The sequence below is a fragment of the Massilibacterium senegalense genome, from assembly GCF_001375675.1.
Classification (GTDB): Bacteria; Bacillota; Bacilli; order Bacillales; family Massilibacteriaceae; genus Massilibacterium; species Massilibacterium senegalense.
This window is the reverse complement of record NZ_LN831786.1, coordinates 1,597,663-1,621,779: the sequence shown is the minus strand read 5'-3', so window position 1 is coordinate 1,621,779 and position 24,117 is coordinate 1,597,663. Positions and strand designations below refer to the sequence as shown.

Below are 24,117 nucleotides of genomic sequence, written 5' to 3'. Positions count from 1 at the left end.
TATGGCCATAAAATTTTAAAAAAATAAAGGAATTCATCCCGAATAGGTGGAATAAATACTTCATGTTTAGCCTGTACGAATCATCAAAAGATATGCATTTAAAATTCATTTGGAATTTTCAGAAAATTTATTATAAAAACAGTTGTAAAAAAACTAAAAATACTTTATATTATGGTTAGGACGTTTTTTAGTTGGAATAATTCCAATTTTTCTTTTTTATTAAAAATGAATGAATATTCATTCAAAGAGGATAGAGAGGAGCTAATGCGATGAAAGCAATTCGTAAAGTCGCTGTGCTAGGATCCGGCGTAATGGGTTCTGGTATTGCAGCACATTTAGCTAATGTAGGAATAAAAACCCTTCTTCTAGACATTGTTCCAACATCATTAACGAAAGAAGAGGAAGCAAAAGGACTGACGTTAGCAGATGCACAAGTACGCAATCGTTTTGCTACGACAGCGTTACAAAAGTTAACGAAACAAAAGCCAGCACCTTTGATGAAACAAGACAACATTCATTTCATAACACCAGGAAATTTTGATGATCATTTTGACCTGTTAAAAGAAGTAGATTGGATTATTGAAGTAGTCGTAGAACGTTTAGGTGTAAAAAAACGTGTATTTGAACATATTGACCGTGTACGGACGAAAGGAACATTTGTTAGTTCTAATACATCCGGTATTTCGATTGAAAAAATGGCAGAAGGTCGTTCCAATGATTTTAAAGCGCACTTTTTAGGGACGCATTTTTTTAATCCACCGCGCTATTTAAAATTGTTAGAACTAATTCCAACAAAAGATACAAAACAAGAAGTGTTAACATACATGAAACAATTTGCAGAAAATGTACTTGGAAAAGGGGTTGTCGTAGCAAAAGATACACCTAATTTTATTGGTAATCGGATTGGCACATACGGATTGTTAGCGACTGTCAAAGAAATGGAGAAAAGTGAGTTGACGTTTAGTGAGGTTGATGCGTTAACAGGACCGCTAATCGGTAGACCAAAAAGTGCTACTTTCCGTACGTTAGACGTTGTTGGTTTGGATACGTTTATTCATGTTGCCAATAATGTGAAAGATCAAGTAGAAGGTGAGGAGCGTGCATTATTTACCGTTCCAGATTATATGAACAAGATGGTTGAAAAAGGCTACTTAGGAGCGAAAACGAAAAAAGGTTTCTTTGTGAAAGAAGGAAAAGAAATTTTTCAATTAAATCCTAGTACGTTGGAATATGAGGCAAGAAATAAAGTCGATGCTTCCGTCTTCCAACCGTTAAAAATGTTACCTACGAAACAAAAAATAAAAACACTCGCATATAGTACAGGGCGGGAAGGGCAATTTATTTGGAATGTGTTAAAAGCAACGTTGCTTTATGCCGCTGAAAAAATAGAAGAGATTGCTGACAATATTTTAGCCATTGATCAAGCGATGAAGTGGGGATTCGGTTGGAATTATGGACCGTTTGAAATTTGGGATATTATCGGTCTTGCATCGTCGGTTGAAAAAATGAAAAAAGAAGGGACGAGCATTCCAAATTGGGTAGAAGAAATGCTCGAAAAAGGGTACACACAATTTTATCAAGAGGAAAGTGGGATTCCTTCCTATTATGACCAAGGTGCATATAAATTAATCAAAACAAATGAAAAAGAAATTTCGTTAGCTTTGATTAAAAAATCAGTAGGCGTCTTACAAAAAAATAATGGTGCATCGTTAATCGATATCGGAGACGATATAGCATTGTTAGAATTTCACTCAAAAAATAATGCCATTGGGTTAGATATTACATCCATGATTCAATCTACTTTAGACGAAGTGGAGAAAAATTACCGCGGATTAGTGATTGGGAACCAAGCAAAAAACTTTTGCGTTGGCGCGAATTTAGCATTGTTATTAATGGAAGCAGAAGATGATAACTTTTTTGAATTAGAATTAGTCGTTCGTCAATTCCAAGAGGCAATGATGCGTATAAAATATGCAGAAGTACCGGTTGTTGCTGCACCGTTTCAAATGGCGTTAGGTGGCGGATGTGAAGTTTGCTTACCGGCAACGAAAATGCAGGCTGCTAGTGAAACGTATATGGGATTAGTTGAAGTGGGAGTAGGGCTTATTCCAGGCGGTGGTGGCAATAAAGAATTGTACATGCGCGAATTAGAACGCATGCCAAAAGAAGTGGCCGTTCCATTAGAAAATATTACACAAAAAGCATTTGAAACGATTGCGATGGCAAAAGTGTCGACATCTGCAGATGAAGCGAGAGATCTAGGCTATTTAACAGTAACCGATTCGATTAGCTATAATCCAGATCATGTTATTTACGATGCGAAACAAGAAGTACTGTATTTATCAGAACAAGGATTTAAACCAAGAATCGAGCAAGAAGTTCCTGTCGCTGGTGCTGCTGGTTACGGGAAGTTATTGCTTGGCGTAGAAACAATGCTCCAAAGTGGCTTTATTTCTGAACACGATGCAAAAATTGCAGGAAAATTAGCGTATGTCCTGAGCGGTGGAAAAGTTGCAGCGGGAACGAAAGTGTCAGAGCAATATTTGTTAGACCTTGAGCGCGAAGCGTTTTTAAGTTTAATTGGCGAAAGAAAAACGCAAGAAAGAATGCGACATATGTTAATGAAAGGCAAACCGTTACGTAATTAAAGGAGGGAATCTATATGCGTGAAGCAGTTATTGTATCAGGAAGTAGAACACCTGTTGGAAAAGCAAAAAAAGGATCGTTTGCATCAGTCAGGCCAGATGACTTAGCAGCAATTACAGTAAAAGAAACATTAAAACGAGCAAATAACTACGACGGACCAATTGATGACGTCATTATCGGTTGTGCGATGCCAGAAGCAGAACAAGGAATGAATATGGCGCGAAATATCGTTGCTTTAAGCGGATTGCCATATACGACACCTGCGATTACCATCAATCGTTATTGTTCTTCCGGATTACAATCCATCGTTGATGCGACGTACCGAATTCAATCGGGAGCAGCTAAAACGATTATTGCCGGCGGTGCAGAGTCCATGACGATGGTGCCGATGGGAGGGCATGTCATTCGTCCGAACGTGCGTATTATGGAAGAAATGCCAGAATATTATATGACGATGGGAAATACAGCAGAACAAGTAGCGCGTGAATTCCAAGTGTCAAGGCAAGCACAAGACGAGTTTGCAGTGTGGAGTCATCAAAAAGCAGCAAAAGCACTAGCAGAAGGAAAGTTTAAAGAAGAAATTGTGCCTGTTCCAGTTACACTATATACACCAAATGGCGAAAAAAATATAGAAGTAACGACAGACGAAGGGGTACGACCGGATACAACAGTCGAAGGATTGCAAAAATTGCGCCCAGCCTTTCACATACAAGGAAGTGTAACGGCTGGAAACGCTAGTCAAATGAGCGACGGTGCAGCGAGTGTGTTAGTAATGGACCGGGAAGTAGCGGAAGCTGAAGGATTAAAGCCTCTTGCGAAGTTACGTTCTTTTGCTGTTGCGGGGGTGCGCCCAGAAATAATGGGGATTGGACCAGTAGAAGCAATCCCAAAGGCACTTCAATTAGCAAGTCTGCAATTAGAAGATATCGACTTAATTGAATTAAATGAAGCATTTGCTTCTCAGTCTGTACAAATTATGCGGGCATTACAGTTAGAGGAAGAAAAATTAAATGTAAACGGTGGGGCAATTGCGCTTGGTCATCCATTAGGATGTACAGGAACAAAATTAACTGTGTCACTCATTCATGAAATGAAAAGGAGACAATCGCAATTTGGTATTGTCACAATGTGTATCGGCGGGGGAATGGGCGCTTGCGGTGTGTTTGAATTGTTACTGTAATAATGAATCAAGGGTTATAGAGAGAAAAAAGGAACGGATATAAAGGAGGCATAAACGATGACAAAAGGAATGGGAGAAAAAGTAATCGGTGGAAGCTTTGTGTTAGAAGATGTTTCGAAAGATATGGTATTTACACCGGAAGAATTTACAGAAGAGCATGACATGATTGCGAAAACAACGGAGCAATTTGTTGTAAATAAGGTTGTACCAGAAATAGAGAAAATCGAAGAACACCAATTTGACATTTCTAAACGTTTACTGCAAGAAGCGGGAGAGCTTGGTCTTTTAGGTGCCGACGTTCCAGAAGAGTATGGCGGATTCGGATTAGATAAAATTAGTTCAGCAGTGATTGCGGAAAAATTTTCGCGCGCTCGTTCTTTTTCAGTCACACACGGGGCACATACAGGAATCGGAACATTACCAATTGTCTTTTTTGGTACGAAAGAACAAAAAGAAACATATTTACCGCAACTTGCTATTGGTGAAAAAATAGCTGCTTATGCCTTAACAGAACCTGGATCAGGGTCGGATGCATTAGGGGCAAAAACGACGGCTGTTTTAAATGAGGCAGGGACACATTATGTTTTAAATGGAGAAAAACAGTGGATTACAAACTCCGCTTTTGCTGATGTGTTTGTCGTTTATGCAAAAGTAAATGGCGAACATTTTACAGCATTCATTGTAGAGCGTGATTATCCAGGCGTATCAACAGGTCCAGAAGAAAGGAAAATGGGAATTAAAGGTTCCTCTACTCGGACATTAATTTTACAAGATGCGATGGTACCGAAAGAAAAGGTGCTTGGAGAAATTGGAAAAGGGCATTTGATTGCATTTAACATTTTAAATATCGGCCGTTACAAATTAGCGGTTGGATGTATCGGTGGAGTGAAACGCTCGATTGAACTTTCTAGTAAATACGCGAATGAACGAAAACAGTTTAAAACATCGCTTGCGAATTTTACGTTAATCCAAGAAAAAATCGCTAATATGGCAATCGATGCGTACGCTGTTGAAAGTTCCGTTTATCGTACGGTCGGATTAATTGATCGCAATTTACAATCGTTATCTGATGAGGAAAAAGAAAATGGACTTGTGAATGCACAAGCAATTGGAGAATATGCATTAGAATGTTCGCTTAATAAATTCTTTGCTTCAGAAGCATTAGATCGCGCCGTTGATGAAGCAGTGCAAATTCACGGTGGATATGGTTTTATGCAAGAGTATGAAGTAGAAGCGATGTATCGTGATTCACGGATTAACCGTATTTTCGAAGGAACGAATGAAATCAATCGTTTACTCGTACCGAGCACGCTCCTCAGAAAGGCGATGAAAGGTGAATTACCATTAATTGAAAAAGCGACAGCCTTACAAGAAGAATTAATGATGTTTGTTCCAGAAGAAGTTGGAGAGGCTCTGCTTGCTAAGGAAAAACAACTAGTGAAACATGCGAAAAAAATCTTTTTATTAGCCGCCGGCATTGCCGTACAAAAATACGAGAAAAAATTGACAGGTGAACAAGAATTATTAGCAAGCATCGCAGACATCGTTAGCGATCTTTATGCGATGGAATCAGCACTTATACGAACAGAAAAATATCCATCAGACATGAAACAATGGTATACAGAAGTTTTCGTAGAAGAAGCGATGGTTCGAATCGAAGCAAATGCGAAAAAAGTGTTAGTAGCAACAGAACAAGGCGATATGCTCCGGATGATGGTAGCTGCTTTACGTCGTTTAACAAGGCGCGAACCAGTAAATCTTGTAGCAAAAAAACGCCAAATTGCCAAGGTTATTTTAGAAAACGAATCCTTTGTGGTGTAATTCTTCTATCTAATAGAAGGATTTCACATAAACAGTCATTTACCCCTTTAACGAAAAAGTAGACTGGTACAAAAGAATGTTCTTTTTGTGCCGGTCTCTTTTTCATTTTCTATTTTTTTATTCCCAGCTATGCTAAAATAATGGTAACAAAAAAGGAGTGAAGGAAATGGCGTTAACATTTTATTGGTACCCTAAATGTGGGACATGTAGAAAAGCGAAAAAGTGGTTTGAAGACCACAACATTGACGTTACCCCGATACATATTGTGGAGGAGACACCTTCACGCGACACTATACAATCATTATATGAAAAAAGCGGATTAGAATTAAAAAAGTTTTTTAACACAAGCGGTCAAAAGTATCGTGAACTAGGATTAAAAGATAAAGTAAAAACAGCATCTGAAGAAGAACTACTCGATATTTTAGCATCAGACGGTATGTTATTAAAACGACCGATTGTGACAGATGGAGAAAAAGTAACAGTTGGTTTTAAAGAAGAGATGTTTGAAGAAATGTGGACAACACAATCGTAAGGAACCTTTATTAGCGGGAAACGATCCCGTTAATAATGGATTAAATAAAGGAGGATGCATGATGAGTATTCCAAACAATCTACGTTATTCAAAAGAACATGAATGGGTAAAAGTAGAAGATGGCAAAGTAATCGTTGGTATTACTGAATTTGCGCAATCAGAATTAGGGGATATTGTATTTGTCGATTTACCAGAAACAGATGAAATAATTGCCCCTAATGAATCATTTGGAAGTGTAGAGTCTGTGAAAACAGTTTCTGAATTATATGCTCCTGTCGGCGGGAAAATTGTAGCGGTAAATGAAGAATTAGAAGACGCACCAGAATTAGTGAATGAATCTCCATACGAAAATGGTTGGATGATTGAAATCAAAGCAGATAATTTAACAGAACTAGATGCATTATTAACAGCTGAACAATATGAAGCATTTATTAAAGGCGATGAATAAAAAATAAGTCGTAACAAAGAGCAGTGTACGTCGAGCTGCTCTTTTTGTTGGAGGCGAGTACATGAATCTAATCGAAAAAGTTATTATTGTCGAAGGAAAAACAGATAAACAAAAAGTGGAAAAAGTGCTTTTAGAGCCAGTAGATATTCGGTGCACGTACGGAACGATTGGTAGAGAATATTTACAAGAGTTGGTCGAGGAAATAGAAAGTTTAGATGTCTATATTTTAGTAGATAATGATTATTCCGGGGACCAATTAAGAAAACAACTGATTCGTGAATTGCCTAACGCGACGATTTTAGAAGTGCCTAACATATATAAAGAAGTTGCGATGACATCGACAGATGAAATACGAAAACTATTAAAAGAAGCTCACTTTATGGTGAAGGAATAGGAGGATTTTATTATTCACGATTTAACAGAAGAACAATTGTCGGCATTTACCGAACAAGAACAAGTCTTTTTGTATATATCCACTCCATTTTGTGGAACGTGTCAAGTCGCACAAAAAATCATGGAAGTGGTCGAAGAATTGATGCCGCAGTTAAAAATAAGAAAGATTAATGCAAATTATTTCCCAGAACATATGGAAGAGTGGCAAGTGGAGAGTGTTCCGTGTTTGTTACGATGGAACAATGGCAAGATAGAAGATAAAGTGTATGCTTTTCATTCCGTTCCACACATGTACGAGTATGTTGGAAAATTTGTGACAAAGTAAGAACATTTCTTGTTTTTTGAAACCTTATTCTATAAAAAAACGTCTATTAGGTAATAGTCCAGCGTATAATAGTAATATGTCCTTTTGGAAGAAAAATCCTTGAATATTACAATTACAATTCGAATAAACGATTTGTCATGAAACTGTATAAGAACAAGGGCATAGTTCATGTTATAACTGACATATGGACAGATACAGAACTCTTACCAATGAGTCTGTTAATTAGATGAGGTGGAAGAAAAAAATGATGAATTCAAGAGAAAAAGTAATAGATACAACGTTAGAATTAGAAGATAAAGTATTGTTGATTCAACAAGGAAACGAATCATTACGAAACGAAATATTATCGGAGTACCAACCATTTGTTAAAAAAGTAACGTCTAAAGTGTGCAACCAATATATTGATGAATCGATGGATGAATATAGTGTTGGATTATGCGCATTAAACGAAGCGATTGATCAATATAATCCGCACCAAGGAAGTAAATTTTTATCTTTTTCCAACATGGTCATTAGAAGACGTGTCATTGATTACATACGACGCGAACAACGACAAAAACGTTTATTCTTTTTTGTCCAAGAAGATGATAATGAACAACGTATGGAAGAAAGTTATTTAGAGCAACAAGTAGCATTAGATCATTATCGTCAACATTTACAAATTGAAAATCGAGTTAGCGAAATTAATGAGTTTCGTGAACTTTTAAAAGAATATAACATTACGTTTGATGTACTAAGTAAACAATGTCCAAAACATATAGATGCGCGTGAAAATGCAAAAGAAATTGCAAGAATTATTGTTGAAAACGAAGAATTTTCGAATTATTTACAAGAAAAAAAACAACTTCCAATAAAAGCTTTATTAACAAAGGTCTCCTGTAGTCGTAAAACGATTGAACGTAATCGAAAGTATATAATAGCGGTTGCTTTAATATACTTAGGGAAATTTACAGCTTTGCAATCGTATATCGAATGAAATGAAGGAGGTAGCTAGGTGCAGCGTGGAATTGTCGTTGAAGTTAAAAAAAGAAATGCGATTATTTTAACGAAAGATGGAACGATTCAAAAAATAAAACTAGCAAAAAAACATTATCCAATTGTCGGAGAAGAAATGCTAATTAGGCCGAGCGAACCTCAATATAAAATACATTACGTGCTTTTTCCGTTTCTTTTTCTATTTTTCATTTTGACTCTTATCGAAGAAACGGATGCGCCGGAATTCAATCCTATCGTCGCGTATGTCAATTTTTTTGGACCGGGAAGTGTAGAAGTAGGAGTCGATGAAAACTGGAATGTCGTCACGTTGCATGCGTACGACCAAATTGGTAGTGAAGTTATTCGAATGTTACCGAATCAACCAACATTAGATGATTTATCGGCGCAATTTTCACAATATACAACGGATCAATCAAATTTGTTAATTGCCACAACAATGACGAGACAAGAGCAAGAGCCGTTGCTACGAGAAAAATTACAAATGATTGATGAGCGAGAAAAAAATATGATGTTTACCATTCATTCTTTGCAAAAAGAGAAACGAAAAGAAGCTTTTATGGAAGGATTATCACCTGGGAAATATGTTGTATTTTTGGAAAGTGAAAAATATTCCCCGATAATGCTCGGGAAATCCCAACAAGACGACAGCAAGAAGAATCAAAATTTGCTACGTTCGACTCAGTCCTTAAAAGATTCTTTACGGTCTAACAATCAATTTGTCACAACCAATATAGAATAGCAATGTATAGGATCGGGATACTCTCTTTTTTCTTTCTAACAAAAGAAGAAAGGGAGTATTTTTTATCCCACATTAACGGGTAAAGCCCCTACTTCAAAATGTTAAGGTAGGCCTGCAAATAGTTAAATGAGGGATCAAACTGACAAAATCGAGAGACCTCCGTTTTTTTTGATAATCTAGCTACAAGGAGCTAACGACTTCCGCTAGAATTCAAACCCCTACAGAAGCAAAAAAGTGCTTCTTCCGTTCTTCACCTTCTAGTTCCGTCGTTGAACGAGTCCCTCTCCACTTTTTTGATAAAGCTAAAGATTGAGAAAATATTTTGCTTTCGTTAAAATGAGAAAGTAGATAGGTAGAAAATAGGGATAGGACATGAAATGAGGAATCGACCAATGGGAAATCTCGTAATTTATGCGATGGGATTTATTTTTGTTTCATTTTTAACGATTGTCACTTGGCAAACGTTTAAGAAAGATACGAAAAATGAACAGTTAGAAGATGTCGTTGTATTAGATTCGAATAAAGAGATGAAAATATGGGAAGGCAAAATTAATTACATTTTAACTGATAAAGGGAAAACGTATGAAGATTTGGATATTATCGTCTATGACGACGGGGTGTTTATCGGTTATGCGAAACAAGCGTATCCGTTCTTTTATCTGGAATCAAACGAGATTCAACGCGTAATTGATCGACACGGAAAAACATTTATTTATACAATTGCTTCTTTTAGTGGTCCAAAATCTTTTGAAGTATCTCTTGCAAAAGGGGAAACAACCGCATTAACAAAAAAGATTTCGTTTATTTTAGAACGTGCAAATAAAACGAAAAAAAGGGTTGACTTATCAGAATAGTGGTGATAATATTTCAATTAATCAAAATAAATCAAAAAATACTGACAATTCCATAGTTCTTATCAAGAGCGGCGGAGGGACTGGCCCTATGAAGCCCGGCAACCGGTTGTGTGAAACACGGTGCTAAATCCTGCAGAACAATCGATGTTCTGGTAGATGAGAAGAGTGATGATAAAGCCTTCTCTTCTCAACAAGAGAGGGCTTTTTTGAATAGTTACTTCTTCTAGATAAGCGTATAAGATGTCGGTATAATCCCCAAGGAGGAGACGAATAATGACAAAAGACACAAGTGAGTATCAATTAGAAACATTAGGTGTACACGCAGGACTGCCGAAAAACGAAGGAACAAACGCACATGCACTCCCAATTTATTTAACCAATGCGTATCTTTTTAATAGTGCCGACCATGCTGCTAATTTATTTTCATTAGCAGAACCAGGAAATATTTATACTCGATTAATGAATCCGACAACAAGTGCTTTTGAAGAAAGAATTGCAGCAATGGAAGGTGGCGTCGCAGCTTTAGCTGTTGCAAGTGGTAGTGCAGCGATTACATATGCCATTTTAAATATTGCAGGTGCAGGCGATGAAATTGTGTCATCTGCTAATGTATACGGTGGAACGTTTAATTTATTCCAACATACATTACCGAAGTATGGAGTAAATACAACATTTGTAGATCCAACTGATTTAGAAGCAATCAAGGCAGCGATTACACCAAAAACGAAAGCAATTTATGCAGAAACAGTTGGGAACCCAAGCTTAAACGTATTAGATATTGAAGCAGTGGCAGCTATTGCACATGCAGCAGGTATTCCGTTAATTATTGATAACACATTTGCTTCTCCGTATTTATGTCGCCCAATTGAATTCGGTGCAGACATTGTTGTTCACTCTGCAACAAAATGGATTGGTGGGAACGGAACAGCAATGGGTGGTGTGATTGTCGATGGTGGAACATTCGATTGGCATTCTGATAAATTCCCAGGTTTTACAGAGCCAGACTCAAGCTATAACGGAGTAGTATTTGCAGATTTAGGCGCACCAGCATTTGTAACAAAAATTCGCGTACAATTACTACGGGATACAGGTGCAGCGTTAAGTCCGTTCAATGCGTTTTTATTATCATTAGGTGCAGAAACATTACACGTTCGGATGAAAGAACATGTTGCTAATGCACAAAAACTAGTAGAATATTTAAAAAATCATCCAGCTGTAAGTTGGGTATTGTATCCTGGCAGTGAGGATCATCCTTCTTATGAATTAGCGAAAAAATATTTACCAAAGGGTGCAGGTTCTGTCGTTGTATTTGGTATTAAAGGTGGGCGTGCGGCTGGACGTGAAGTCATTAATAATGTGAACTTATGGTCACACGTTGCCAACGTTGGGGATGTGAAAAGTTTAATTATTCACCCAGCAAGCACAACGCATTCGCAATTATCCGATGAAGAATTAAAAGAAGCTGGTGTAAAAGACGATTTAATTCGTTTATCTGTCGGAATTGAAAATATTGATGACATTGTGAATGATTTAGAACAAGCAATTGAAAAAGCAACAGGATTGAAAAGTCGCGCTTAAGATTGACACCCTAAAGTTATCGTGCTAAAATTTTTCTCATGTTCTTTAACAACATCATATCGCTTATCGTGAGAGGTGGAGGGACTGGCCCTATGAAACCCGGCAACCGGCAAATATCATTTTGACAAGGTGCCAATTCCTGCAAGGCTTATAGCTTTGAAAGATAAGGTTAGTATTGTTTAAAATAGCCTTTCTGTCTTTCCGAGCAGAAAGGCTTTTCTTATAATAGAACTATTGGGAAGAATATTATTTAAGCAAGGATGTGAATAAGCATGATCAAACTTGAGGGGATCAAAAAAATCTTTGCTACAAAAACAAATACGATTCATGCAGTAGATGACATTAACTTAGAAATTTCGAAAGGTGAAATTTTTGGCATCATTGGATATAGTGGTGCAGGAAAAAGTACCCTTATTCGGATGTTAAATATGCTAGAGAAACCAACGAGTGGATCGGTTGTTGTAGCAGGAAAAAATATGGCAAAATTGAGTGGCGGTGAGTTGCGCAAAGCACGGCAAGAAATCGGGATGATTTTTCAACATTTTAATTTACTTTGGTCACGGACGGTAAAAGAAAATATTGAATTTCCATTAGAAATCGCAGGAGTAAAAGCAGAAGAAAGAGAGAAACGAGCATTAGAGCTTATTGAACTAGTAGGATTAAAAGGTCGAGAACATGCGTACCCTTCTCAACTATCTGGTGGACAAAAACAACGGGTAGGTATTGCTCGTGCATTAGCAAACCAACCGAAAGTACTGTTATGTGACGAAGCGACAAGTGCATTAGACCCGAAAACGACAGATGACATTTTAGATTTACTTGTTGATATTAACAAACGTTTCGGCATTACGATTGTATTAATTACACATGAAATGCACGTTATTCGAAAAATTTGTCATCGTGTTGCAGTGATGCAAGCTGGTAAAATTGTCGAAGTTGGCAACGTGTTAGATGTTTTTCAACATCCAGAACAAGCTATTACCAAAGATTTTGTTAATCAAGAAGTACAAAGTGACGAACAAAAAATGACGATAGATGAACTGCAAATAAAATATCCAAATCAATATATTTACAAACTATTATTTTTAGGAAATGCTGTCGAACAACCAATCATGAATGATTTAATTCGTCAGTTTGATATAAGTGTAAACATTTTACAAGGAGAAATTGCCCGCACACAAACAGGTGCATACGGTAGTCTTTACGTACAAATGGATGGTCAAAAAGAAATCGTCCAACAAGCAGTTCAATTTTTGCAAAATCATCAAGTAGAAGTGGAGGTGGTGAACAATGTTAACTAAATTGTTACCGAACTTCACTGATATGGTCTGGGAGAAAATGTGGCAAGCGACAGGTGAAACATTGTATATGACGTTTATTTCCGTCATTGCGACGTTCTTTTTCGGTATTATATTAGGACTATTACTTTATTTAACAGCCAAAGGGAACATGTGGGGAAATCGTGTGATAAACGGAATTGTTTCTGCATTTGTCAATGTGTTTCGGTCTATTCCGTTTATCATTTTAATTATTTTATTATTACCGATCACGACTGCTATTTTAAAAACGATGCTCGGAGCAAACGCGGCACTACCAGCGTTAATTTTAGGAGCGGCTCCATTTTACGCAAGAATGGTGGAAATTGCATTGCGTGAAATTAACAAAGGAGTAATCGAAGCTGCGCAGTCGATGGGAGCATCGAATGGTCAAATTATTTTTAAAGTATTGCTTCCAGAAGCAATGCCAGCACTTGTTTCCGGAATTACGGTAACGGCTATCGCACTTGTTGGATACACGGCAATGGCTGGTGTGATTGGAGCAGGTGGTTTAGGAAACTTAGCCTTTATGGAAGGATTCCAGCGTAATCATATGGACGTGACAGTCGTTAGTACGATTCTTATTTTAATTATTGTATTTATCTTTCAAGCGATCGGTGACTTCATCACTAATCGTATTGATAAACGATAACCAAGGAGGATAGGAAAATGAAAAAAATACTTTCATTATTATCAATTGCAGTGTTAACGTTTGTTTTAGCGGCATGTTCAGGAAATGCAAAAGAAGATAAAAATAAATTGGTCGTGGGAGCAACAAACGTACCGCATGCGGAAATTTTAGAACAAGCTAAACCGTTATTAGAAAAAGAAGGCATTGAATTAGAAATTGAAACATTCCAAGAATACGTCTTACCGAATAAAGCATTAGCACAAAAAGAATTAGACGCAAACTTCTATCAACATAAACCGTTTTTCGAAAAAAAAATAAAAGAACATGGTTATGAATTTGAAGATGCAGGTGGCGTTCATATCGAACCAATCGGTATTTATTCTAAAGAATACAAAAAGCTTGAAGATGTAAAAGACGGAGCAACGGTTATTTTAAGTAACTCTGTTGCAGACCATGGTCGTGTATTGTTATTACTACAAGAAAAGGGATTAATTACTTTGAAAAAAGGGAAAACAATCGATGCAACGTTTGAAGATATTGCGAAAAACCCGAAAAATTTAACATTTAAATATGATATAAACCCAGAATTATTACCAAAAGTGTATGAAAACAATGAAGGTGATTTAGTCATTATTAATTCAAACTTTGCATTAGATGCTGGATTAAACCCAATGAAAGATGCGATTGAAATTGAAGATGAAAATTCTCCATATGTAAACATCGTAGCAGTGCGTAAAGGTGATACAGACGATGAACGTATTCAAAAATTAATGGAAGTACTTCATTCCAAAGAAATCCAAGATTGGATTATTGAAAAATATAATGGTGCGGTTGTACCAGTAAATAAATAAGTAGATGGAAAAGTTCATTCCTTTTCAGTAAGGAACGAACTTTTTTTGTTACAGAAATGTGACGAATCGCTTCTTAACTGCAAAAAAGCGACAATGCACGTAAAAATCCATGCAATTGTAACGATGAGCGCGTTCGTTTTAAAATTTTTCACTCCTAGAGGATGAGAGGAGTTCTGAAGGATAGTGAAGCTGTTTTTGTTGTGGTATCTGTTCGTGTTATGATGAAATAGACAAATTCAGAAGGGATGGATACCATATTCGAAAATTTAAATTACATTATACCGAGAGTATGGAAAAAGCGATGCATCAAGCACACGGAATGGGTTATGAGGAATATGCACGCTCATTAGACAACGTTATTCAAGTGGAGAAAACACGAGAAAAACATTACTACGAAAGTAAACAAGTTGTAGCAGACGCAATGACATTGCACGCTTAGGAATAAAAAGGCTAGCACTTTTGCTAGTCTTTTTTTATTTCTAAAAAAATATGTACGTTTTCTTTCTATATAAATGAGTGAAAAGATAGGATATCAAAGTGAAAATAAGGTAAACTAAAAAGGGTAGTGATGGAAACATTTTAACGTTCTAATCTTTTTTCGAAGAATTCTTTTTCAAACAATACAATCGAACATGTAAAAAGTACTTCTAACCGTTGGTGGGAGTACTTTTTAAATATTTTTATTTAAAAAGTATCATTATAATGTTTAAGGTTGCTTATCCTACTGTTATATTATAAAATGGTATTGAGAATGAATTGAGAATAAATTTTTTAAAATTATGCAGGTAAGGTATCATTTGAAATACATTGGAGGTAATGTTTATGTCATCACATTTAGTTGTTAAGGATCTTCATGTTTCTATTGAAGGGAAAGAAATCATTAAAGGATTAAACCTTGAAGTAAAAGGCGGAGAAGTGCACGCGATTATGGGTCCAAATGGTACAGGGAAATCAACGCTTTCTTCAGCGATTATGGGACATCCTAAATACGAAGTAACAAGTGGTTCTATCACATTAGATGGAGAAGACGTGTTAGAAATGGAAGTAGACGAACGCGCTCGTGCAGGTTTATTTTTAGCGATGCAATATCCAAGTGAAGTAAGTGGCGTAACAAATTCAGACTTCTTACGTTCTGCTATTAACGCACGTCGTGAAGAAGGAGAAGAAATTTCTTTAATGAAATTTATCCGTCAAATGGACAAACGCATGGACCTTCTTGAAATGGATGAATCATTTGCTCATCGTTATTTAAATGAAGGATTCTCAGGTGGGGAGAAAAAACGGAATGAAATTCTTCAATTAATGATGATTGAACCGAAATTTGCTATTTTAGACGAAATTGACTCTGGTCTAGATATCGACGCATTGAAAGTAGTATCTAAGGGTGTAAACGAAATGCGTAGTGAAAACTTTGGCTGTATTATGATAACCCACTACCAACGTTTATTAAACTACATTAAACCAGATTATGTTCACGTAATGATGAACGGACGAATCGTAAAATCTGGTGGTCCGGAATTAGCAGAAAAATTAGAAGCGCAAGGATACGATTGGGTAAAAGAAGAGCTCGGGTTTGTGGATGAAGTTGCGAACGAAGAAGCGTAAGCGGTAAGGAGTGATGAAAATGGCAGTGGAAGAGAAATTACAATTTGATGAAGCGTATATTCGTCAATTTGCATCCAAACGACAAGAACCGGCTTGGATGGTGGAAAGACGAGTAAAAGCATTAGGTTTAGCTGAAACGGTTCCAATGTTAAAACCAGAAAAAACGAAAATTGATAAATGGAATTTTACCCAATTTAATCATACATCTGAAGTGAAAAATAATGTAACACGTGAAGATTTACCAAAAGAATTAGATGCATTATTGGATGATGAACACGGTGCTTCTAATGTACTTGTTCACCATAACGGTCATCTTGTATATTCGAAATTATCCAATGAGTTAGAAGAACAAGGAGTTATTTTTACAGACATTCAAACAGCTGTAACGAATCACGAAGACCTTGTTAAAAAATATTACATGACAGAAGCAGTAAAAGCGGATGAACACCGTCTTACAGCACTTCATGAAGCATTAATGAATGCAGGTACATTTTTATATGTTCCGAAAAATGTAGAAATTGACGTGCCATTACAAGTGGTTTCCTACATTGATGACGAAAATTACGGTTTCATGAACCATGTATTAGTAGTAGCGGAAACATCTAGTTCTGTAAACATCGTAGAAAACTACATTGCAACTGAACAAGTAAAATCAACAGCGAATATCGTAGTAGAAGCAATTGCACAAGAAAATGCAAAAATCGTTTACGCATCGGTGGATGAGTTTGCAAAAGAGATGGTGACATACGTAAATCGTCGTGGTGTTGCAAAACGAGATGCTCATATTTACTGGGCTCTTGGTCAAATGAACGATGGAAATACGATCTCTGATAATACAACATATCTAGAAGGAGATTCTTCTTTTGCAGATACAAAAACAGTAGCAGTCGGTCGTGGAAGCCAAAAACAAAACTTTGTTTCTCGTGTATACCACATCGGAAAAGGATCAGAAAGTAATATGACCTCCCACGGTGTAATGAAGGATGAAGCAAGTGCGATTTTTAACGGAATTACGAAAATCGAACATGGTGCTTCTAAATCAAATGGGGAACAAACAGAACGTGTGTTAATGTTAAGTGAAAAAGCACGTGGAGATGCAAACCCAATTCTTTTAATCGATGAAGATGATGTAATGGCAGGGCATGCTGCGAGTGTTGGGCGTGTAGATGAGTTGCAGTTATATTATTTAATGAGTCGCGGGATTAAACGCCAAGAGGCAGAACGATTAATTATTCATGGATTCTTAAATCCAGTAGTAAGTGAACTACCTATTGAAGGAGTAAAAAATCGCCTTGTTGACGTAATAGAAAGGAAAGTTCGCTAATGAATGTGAAAGAAATTCGTCAATACTTTCCCATTTTAGATCAAAATGTGAATGATCAGCGTTTAGTATATTTAGATAGCGCAGCAACTTCACAAAAACCAGTGACAGTAATTGAAGCGTTAGATAAATATTATCGTGAATACAATTCTAATGTTCACCGTGGTGTGCATACACTTGGAACGTTAGCAACAGATGCTTATGAAGGTGCACGTGAAAAAGTAAAAAACTTTATTCATGCAAAAGAAACAGCAGAAGTTATTTTTACTCGTGGTACGACAACTTCTTTAAACTTTGTCGCACATGGATATGCACGTAATGTAGTAAAAGAAGGCGATGAAATCGTCATTACGTATATGGAACACCATTCCAACTTAATTCCTTGGCAACAAGTAGCCAAAGTGACTGGTGCAAACTTAATCTACTTACCACTTCAAGAAGACGGCACAATTTCATTAGAAGACGTACGTCAAACGATTAATGAAAACACAAAAATCGTCGCAATGACAATGGTATCTAATGTACTTGGTACGATTAACCCGATCAAAGAAGTGGCGAAAATTGCGCATGAAAAAGGTGCGATTATCGTCGTAGACGGTGCACAAAGTACGCCACATATGAAAGTGGACGTTCAAGATTTAGATTGTGATTTTTACGCACTAAGCGGTCATAAAATGTGTGGACCAACTGGAATTGGTGTATTGTACGGAAAACGTGCATTGCTTGAAAAAATGGAGCCAATTGAATTTGGTGGCGAAATGATTGATTTTGTAGACTTATACGATTCTACGTGGAAAGAGCTTCCTTGGAAGTTCGAAGGTGGTACGCCAACCATTGCAGGTGCAATTGGTTTAGGTGCAGCGATTGATTTTCTTGAAGAAATCGGAATGGATGAAATCGAAAAGCATGAAAAACAATTAGCACAATATGCATTAGAAAGAATGAAAGAAGTGCCGGGTATGACAATTTACGGACCGCAAGACAGAGGTGGTCTCGTAACGTTTAACCTTGAAGGCGTTCATCCGCATGACGTTGCAACTGTGTTAGACCAACAAGGAATAGCGATTCGTGCAGGGCATCACTGTGCACAACCATTAATGAAATGGTTAAACGCATCTTCCACTGCTCGTGCAAGTTTTTATTTATACAATACAGAAGACGAAATCGACACACTCGTGAAAAGTCTAATTCAAACAAAGGAGTATTTCGGCGATGTCTTTTAATCAGTTAGATCAACTATACCGTCGGGTGATCATGGATCATTATAAAAATCCTCGAAACAAAGGTAGCTTTGAAGATGAAACGTTAACGATTAATATGAACAACCCAACTTGTGGTGACCGAATCCAACTTCAAATGAAAGTAGAAGATGGCGTGATCAAAGAAGCTAGATTTAGCGGTGACGGCTGTTCCATTAGTATGAGTTCTGCATCGATGATGACAGAAGCAGTGAAAGGATGTTCGGTAGAACAAGCACTTCATATGGCAACGTTATTTTCTGATATGATGCAAGGGAAAGATGTAGACCCAGATGAGTTTACATTAGAAGATATTGAAGCACTACAAGGTGTTTCTAAATTTCCAGCGCGGATTAAATGTGCTACCTTAGCTTGGAAAGCGCTAGAAAAAGCGATCAACGAAGGTAATGAAAAGGCAGAATGTGGACATAGTCATTGTGAAGAAAAGTGATTTTCCTACCTAAGGAGGGATTACGATATGGCGAAAAAAATGCCAGAAATCGGTGAATATAAATACGGCTTTAGAGATAAAGACGTTTCAATTTTCCGTACAGAACGCGGATTAACAAAAAAAGTAGTAGAAGAAATTTCAAAAATGAAAAATGAACCTGAATGGATGCTTGAATTCCGTTTGAAATCATTAGAACATTTTTACAATATGCCAATGCCTCAATGGGGCGGTGACCTTTCAGAACTTAATTTTGATGACATTACGTATTACGTAAAACCTTCTGAACAAACAGAACGTTCATGGGACGAAGTGCCACCAGAAATTAAGGCAACATTTGATAAATTAGGAATTCCGGAAGCAGAGCAAAAATATTTAGCTGGTGTTTCTGCACAATATGAATCAGAAGTTGTCTATCACAACATGCAAGAAGACCTAGAAGAACTAGGAGTTATTTTCACGGATACAGATAGTGCATTACGTGAACATGAAGACATTTTTAAACAATATTTCGGTACAGTCATTCCACCAACAGATAATAAATTCGCAGCACTTAACTCAGCAGTTTGGTCTGGTGGATCATTCATCTACGTACCAAAAGGCGTAAAATGTGAAACACCACTTCAAGCATACTTCCGTATTAACTCAGAAAATATGGGACAATTCGAACGTACATTAATTATTGCAGATGAAGGAAGTCACGTTCATTACGTAGAAGGCTGTACAGCACCTGTTTACTCAACAAACTCACTGCACAGTGCTGTTGTTGAAATTATCGTGAAAAAAGATGGATACGCTCGTTACACAACTATCCAAAACTGGGCACCAAACATTTACAACTTAGTAACAAAACGTGCCGTTGCAGAAGAAAACGCAACAATGGAATGGATTGATGGAAACATCGGATCTAAATTAACGATGAAATATCCAGCTGTATTCATGAAAGGTGAAGGAGCAAAAGGGACCATTTTATCCATTGCTATTGCTGGTAAAGGTCAACACCAAGATGCTGGTGCAAAAGTAGTACACTTAGCGCCAAACTGTTCTTCTACTATCGTGTCTAAATCAATCGCAAAAGACGGCGGGAAAGTAACATACCGTGGACTTTGCCAATTTGGACGCAAATCAGATGGCTCTAAATCAAACATTAAATGTGATACACTCATTTTAGACAATCAATCTACATCTGATACTATTCCATACAATGAAATCTTTAACGACAACATTGTATTAGAACACGAAGCAACGGTTTCAAAAGTATCAGAAGAAAAATTATTCTATTTAATGAGCCGCGGATTAACAGAACAAGAAGCAACAGAAATGATCGTCATGGGCTTCATCGAACCATTTACAAAAGAACTACCAATGGAATATGCAGTTGAAATGAACCGTCTAATCAAGTTCGAGATGGAAGGTTCAATTGGATAATTCTCAAAAAGCTCGTCGCAACAATGTTTGTGACGGGTTATTTTTTGTCTTTTTTATCTTGTACCTAGTATTAGACTATCAAATCGTAGTTCGTGTTCTTTGTACAAAAAAAGATACTACTTGTAGCAGCATCTTCTAGTAATGAGAATTCTCTCACAGTAATTCATGTACTTTCAGCGATGGTGATGATTTCGGTGGTATATTGTGCTTATTATTCAGTTGGTGAAAGTACAAGAAATAGGATGGCATAAGATAATCCATTTTTTTGAAAATGGTATAGACAATTTATCGCTAAAGACGATGAAATAATTAAAGCAATAGTTCAATCAAAATCGAATTCATTATAAAGAATCAGTCCTCCCAACATTTTATGTAGAGATAACTTTGTTAGATGAAGTAAATCATCCATTGACAGCCCTGATTAATGTTCATTTTTTGATGAGAAAACGAAAAAATCAAAAAAAGGTATCGGTAAATTCGTTCAGATGATGAAATAATGGAAGGGTGATATGGTTAATAAAAAAAGCGACTGTATAAATGAAGGGTTCGCTTTTTCGTAAGGAGTGAGTGAAATGATTTATATCGGTGTAACAGGTTGGGGAGACCATCCTTCTTTATATGATGGACATGTACGACAGCATGAATTGTTGCAAGCATATAGCAGTCATTTTCCTTTTGTAGAGGTGGATTCTAGTTTTTATGCGATTCAGCGGGAATCAACGTATGAAAAATGGGTTCGGGAGACGCCGGATATTTTTCGTTTTGTAGTGAAAGCGTATCAAGGAATGACGGGACATTTGCGTTCTGAGATTCCGTTTGATTCGAAAGAAGGGATGTTCGGAGCATTTAAAGCATCAATTCAACCGATGTTGCAGGCAGGAAAGTTAAAAGCGGTGTTGTTTCAGTATCCACCGTGGTTCCGTTGTGAGAGAAAGTCGGTTAATTTATTACGTTATACGAAACAGATGATGGGGGATATTCCGGTTGCTATTGAATTTCGACATCAATCATGGTTTTCACCAGCTTTCAAAGAGCAAACAATTCAATTTTTACATCAATTAGGATTTGTGTATACGATTTGTGATGAACCACAAATAGGGGAAGGTTCGGTTCCAATGGTGTTAGAAGTTACAAACGAAGAACTTTGTTACGTTCGGATGCACGGACGAAATAAGGCGGGGTGGATTCGTGGAAATCGGAGTGGAGAGGAATGGCGGAAAGTTCGGTTTTTGTATCGATATAATGAAGAAGAATTACGAGAGTGGGCGGACTATATTAGGGAGTTACATAAACAAGCAAAAATTGTTTGTATAGTCTTTAATAACAATTCAGGATTGGATGCTGCTGATAATGCAAAACGATTGATTGAATTGTTGGAAATAGAGTACGTTGGATTGCATCCGAAGCAGCTTGGCTTATTTTAGTACCCAAATATGGCAAATGTTTTGGTAGAATAAAAGAAAAAAAGACGTAAAAGAGAGTTGGAAAAAATGTGATTTGGATCATACTATTAATAGTTGGGCTTTGTGCAGGAATTTTTGGAAGCTTAATTGGCTTAGGCGGTGGAATTATTATCGTGCCTGTTCTTCTCTTTTTAGGGAAGCTTGATATTATTCCACATATGACTCCACAATTAGCTGTTGGGACGAGTCTTATCGTCATTGTATTTACTGGTTTATCTTCTACCATTGCAAACATGAAACGAAAAACAACAGATTATCAAAGTGCGATTCTTTTTTTCCTCGGTAGTGGCCCAGGGGCGATTTTTGGGTCTTATTTAAATAAAGGCATGAATCAAGATCAATTTACTATTTATTTTGGGATTGTGATGATTGCTATTTCTTTTTTGTTAATGATTCGGCATAAATTAAAACCACTTCATTCCACAGGTGGTATTCAGAAAACCGTAATTGATGAATTTGGAAAAACACATACATATGGTTACCGACCAGGAGTCGCGATTGTCATTTCGTTTTTAGTCGGAACGATTTCTAGTTTATTTGGAATCGGCGGCGGTGCATTAATGATGCCAGTAATGCTTGTGTTATTTTCATTTCCACCTCATGTTGCTGTGGCAACTAGCATGTTTTTAATTTTTTTATCAAGTTTAACCGGTTCTCTTTCTCATATAGCATTAGGTAATGTAGAATGGTTATATACGTTTGCTTTAGTACCAGGAGCATGGTACGGGGCAAAAATCGGGTCTTATTTGAATGCAAAAATGAAAGCAAATCAAGTGGTGACAGCACTTAGAATGGTGTTAATTTTGATTGGAATTCGTTTAATCATCGAAGGATTGTAAGAGAGGGGGGGCGTCCGTGTCGCAGAAAGAGTGTTTTATTTATCATACGAATGATTTGCACAGTCATTTTGAGCAGTGGGGAAAAATTGTTACATTTATGAAGCGGATGAGATTATCGCATCAATTACGCCAAGAAGAAAGTGTGTATGTCGATCTTGGAGACCATGCAGATCGTTCGGCTCTTCTTACAGAAGGAACGGCTGGAAAAGCAAATGTTCAGTTGTTAAATGCGTTACAGGTAGATGCTGTAACAATTGGGAATAACGAAGGCATTACGTTTTCGAAACAAGAGTTGGATGACTTATATGAAGGAGCTGATTTTTCTGTTCTTGTTGCGAATTTAAAAGAACAAGATGGTACGTATCCGAAATGGCTTCAACCGTATCAAATCAAAACCCTTCAAAATGGCTTAAAAATAGGTATGATAGGTTTTACGTTTCCGTATGAATTGTTTTATAAACAAATTGGTTGGCATGTCGAGGACCCTTATACAATCATTCAACAGTTAGTCGAGAAAGTGAGAGCACAAGCAGATGTCGTGCTTGTTTTATCTCATTTAGGGCTTTCTAGTGATGAATGGATAGCTGAACACGTGGATGGCATTGACGTTATTTTAGGTGGTCATACTCATCATTTATTAAAACAAGGAAAGCTTGTAAAGGATACATTAATTGCGCAAGTTGGTCGTTACGGTCACTTTGTCGGTCAAGTAAAACTAGTCTTTGATGATACGACAAAAAAGGTATTGAAAAAAGAAGCAGGGGCTATTTCAATTGATTTCCTTCCTGCTGATGAAGAAGCTACAAAACTGCTTGATCAATTAGAAGAAGAAGCAAAGAAAAAACTTGCTGCTGTTGTGACGACACTTGATCAACCTATTTTTCATTCGTGGTTTGAATCGTCTGAACTAGCTGATTTATTAGCAGAAGGATTAGCAACATGGTGTGACGCAGAAGTAAGTATGTTAAATGCAGGGGTGTTGTTACACGGATTACCGAAAGGACCGGTCACGTATAATCACATCCATGCCATTTGTCCACATCCTATTAATCCGTGTAAAGTGACGTTACGAGGAGATAAATTAAAAGAAATTATTATGGCTTCTTTTAGTGCTGATATGCAAAAATTAAAAGTTCGGGGACTTGGATTTCGGGGACGGATTATGGGGATGATGGCGTTTTATGGTATCGAGGTCACTACTACTTGGGGGGCAGATGGATTAAACCATGTGACCACTATTAGAATAAACGGGAAACCTATTCAACCTTTTAAAGAGTATGTTGTGGCTACGTTAGACATGTTTACATTTGGACCATTATTTCCAGAAATGAGTGTAGCAAAAGAAAAAACATATTATCTTCCTGAATTCATCCGTGATGTATTAACGTGGAAATTAAAAACAAGTAGATAATAAAATTTTATTTTTTATCGATGTTTTTTTATTAATAAATAAGTTCGAGCAAGG

23 protein-coding genes and 2 riboswitches are annotated in these 24,117 nt (G+C 36.9%); all 23 genes read left to right on the top strand.

Annotation, left to right across the window (positions count from 1 at the left end; translation table 11 throughout):
* Positions 1-269: 269 nt before the first annotated feature.
* Positions 270-2,648, top strand: a complete 2,379-nt coding sequence (locus BN1372_RS11405; protein WP_062199585.1) for a 3-hydroxyacyl-CoA dehydrogenase/enoyl-CoA hydratase family protein — start codon at positions 270-272, stop codon at positions 2,646-2,648.
* 14 nt (positions 2,649-2,662) lie between these two features.
* Positions 2,663-3,826, top strand: coding sequence for an acetyl-CoA C-acetyltransferase (locus BN1372_RS11400; RefSeq protein ID WP_062199583.1), 1,164 nt, complete (start codon positions 2,663-2,665; stop codon positions 3,824-3,826).
* A gap of 57 nt (positions 3,827-3,883) precedes the next feature.
* Positions 3,884-5,647 carry an acyl-CoA dehydrogenase family protein gene (locus BN1372_RS11395; protein ID WP_062199581.1) on the top strand — a complete coding sequence of 588 codons (1,764 nt, stop codon included), beginning with the start codon at positions 3,884-3,886 and terminating at the stop codon, positions 5,645-5,647.
* 166 nt (positions 5,648-5,813) lie between these two features.
* Entirely contained in the window at positions 5,814-6,179 is a 366-nt protein-coding gene (locus BN1372_RS11390) for an arsenate reductase family protein (RefSeq protein WP_062199579.1), read from the top strand.
* A 61-nt stretch (positions 6,180-6,240) separates the two neighbouring features.
* Positions 6,241-6,627 (top strand): glycine cleavage system protein GcvH, encoded by a 387-nt coding sequence (gcvH, locus tag BN1372_RS11385; RefSeq protein ID WP_062199577.1) that lies wholly within the window; start codon positions 6,241-6,243, stop codon positions 6,625-6,627.
* Between the two features lie 61 nt (positions 6,628-6,688).
* On the top strand, positions 6,689-7,021 hold the full coding sequence (locus tag BN1372_RS11380) for a toprim domain-containing protein (RefSeq protein ID WP_062199575.1): 333 nt from the start codon (positions 6,689-6,691) through the stop codon (positions 7,019-7,021).
* 36 nt (positions 7,022-7,057) lie between these two features.
* Positions 7,058-7,345, top strand: a complete 288-nt coding sequence (locus BN1372_RS11375) for a thioredoxin family protein (RefSeq protein ID WP_062199573.1) — start codon at positions 7,058-7,060, stop codon at positions 7,343-7,345.
* Positions 7,346-7,589: 244 nt separating this feature from the next.
* Positions 7,590-8,321: an RNA polymerase sigma-I factor gene (gene sigI, locus BN1372_RS11370; protein WP_147515375.1), complete on the top strand. Its 732-nt coding sequence runs from the start codon at positions 7,590-7,592 to the stop codon at positions 8,319-8,321.
* Positions 8,322-8,339: 18 nt separating this feature from the next.
* On the top strand, positions 8,340-9,080 hold the full coding sequence (locus BN1372_RS11365; protein WP_062199572.1) for an anti-sigma factor domain-containing protein: 741 nt from the start codon (positions 8,340-8,342) through the stop codon (positions 9,078-9,080).
* Positions 9,081-9,472: 392 nt separating this feature from the next.
* Positions 9,473-9,934: a hypothetical protein gene (locus tag BN1372_RS11360; RefSeq protein ID WP_062199570.1), complete on the top strand. Its 462-nt coding sequence runs from the start codon at positions 9,473-9,475 to the stop codon at positions 9,932-9,934.
* A gap of 56 nt (positions 9,935-9,990) precedes the next feature.
* A riboswitch (SAM riboswitch) is annotated at positions 9,991-10,097 on the top strand.
* Positions 10,098-10,207: 110 nt separating this feature from the next.
* A complete protein-coding gene (locus BN1372_RS11355; protein WP_062199568.1) occupies positions 10,208-11,512 on the top strand; it encodes an O-acetylhomoserine aminocarboxypropyltransferase/cysteine synthase family protein in 1,305 nt (434 codons plus the stop codon).
* 60 nt (positions 11,513-11,572) lie between these two features.
* Positions 11,573-11,682, top strand: a riboswitch (SAM riboswitch).
* A 102-nt stretch (positions 11,683-11,784) separates the two neighbouring features.
* Positions 11,785-12,813: a methionine ABC transporter ATP-binding protein gene (locus BN1372_RS11350; RefSeq protein ID WP_062199566.1), complete on the top strand. Its 1,029-nt coding sequence runs from the start codon at positions 11,785-11,787 to the stop codon at positions 12,811-12,813.
* Positions 12,803-13,480 (top strand): methionine ABC transporter permease, encoded by a 678-nt coding sequence (locus BN1372_RS11345; protein WP_062199564.1) that lies wholly within the window; start codon positions 12,803-12,805, stop codon positions 13,478-13,480. The genes BN1372_RS11350 and BN1372_RS11345 overlap by 11 nt, the downstream gene beginning before the upstream one ends.
* A 17-nt stretch (positions 13,481-13,497) precedes the next feature.
* Positions 13,498-14,310: a MetQ/NlpA family ABC transporter substrate-binding protein gene (locus tag BN1372_RS11340; RefSeq protein ID WP_062199562.1), complete on the top strand. Its 813-nt coding sequence runs from the start codon at positions 13,498-13,500 to the stop codon at positions 14,308-14,310.
* A gap of 289 nt (positions 14,311-14,599) precedes the next feature.
* Positions 14,600-14,749 (top strand): YuzK family famiily protein, encoded by a 150-nt coding sequence (locus BN1372_RS15385; protein ID WP_187118411.1) that lies wholly within the window; start codon positions 14,600-14,602, stop codon positions 14,747-14,749.
* 383 nt (positions 14,750-15,132) lie between these two features.
* Entirely contained in the window at positions 15,133-15,915 is a 783-nt protein-coding gene (sufC, locus tag BN1372_RS11335; RefSeq protein WP_062199560.1) for a Fe-S cluster assembly ATPase SufC, read from the top strand.
* A gap of 19 nt (positions 15,916-15,934) precedes the next feature.
* Complete coding sequence (sufD, locus tag BN1372_RS11330; RefSeq protein WP_062199558.1) at positions 15,935-17,239, top strand: Fe-S cluster assembly protein SufD; 1,305 nt, start codon at positions 15,935-15,937, stop codon at positions 17,237-17,239.
* Positions 17,239-18,459: a cysteine desulfurase gene (locus BN1372_RS11325; RefSeq protein WP_062199556.1), complete on the top strand. Its 1,221-nt coding sequence runs from the start codon at positions 17,239-17,241 to the stop codon at positions 18,457-18,459. The genes sufD and BN1372_RS11325 overlap by 1 nt, the downstream gene beginning before the upstream one ends.
* Positions 18,449-18,925: a Fe-S cluster assembly sulfur transfer protein SufU gene (gene sufU, locus BN1372_RS11320; RefSeq protein WP_062199553.1), complete on the top strand. Its 477-nt coding sequence runs from the start codon at positions 18,449-18,451 to the stop codon at positions 18,923-18,925. Before BN1372_RS11325 ends, sufU begins: the two co-directional genes overlap by 11 nt.
* A gap of 27 nt (positions 18,926-18,952) precedes the next feature.
* Positions 18,953-20,350 (top strand): Fe-S cluster assembly protein SufB, encoded by a 1,398-nt coding sequence (sufB, locus tag BN1372_RS11315; protein WP_062199551.1) that lies wholly within the window; start codon positions 18,953-18,955, stop codon positions 20,348-20,350.
* 572 nt (positions 20,351-20,922) lie between these two features.
* The gene (locus BN1372_RS11310; protein ID WP_062199550.1) at positions 20,923-21,774 is read left to right on the top strand and encodes a DUF72 domain-containing protein; all 852 of its coding nucleotides are present in this window, start codon (positions 20,923-20,925) and stop codon (positions 21,772-21,774) included.
* Between the two features lie 68 nt (positions 21,775-21,842).
* A complete protein-coding gene (locus BN1372_RS11305; protein WP_062199548.1) occupies positions 21,843-22,652 on the top strand; it encodes a sulfite exporter TauE/SafE family protein in 810 nt (269 codons plus the stop codon).
* Positions 22,653-22,668: 16 nt separating this feature from the next.
* A complete protein-coding gene (locus tag BN1372_RS11300) occupies positions 22,669-24,063 on the top strand; it encodes a bifunctional metallophosphatase/5'-nucleotidase (protein WP_062199546.1) in 1,395 nt (464 codons plus the stop codon).
* Positions 24,064-24,117 lie beyond the last annotated feature (54 nt).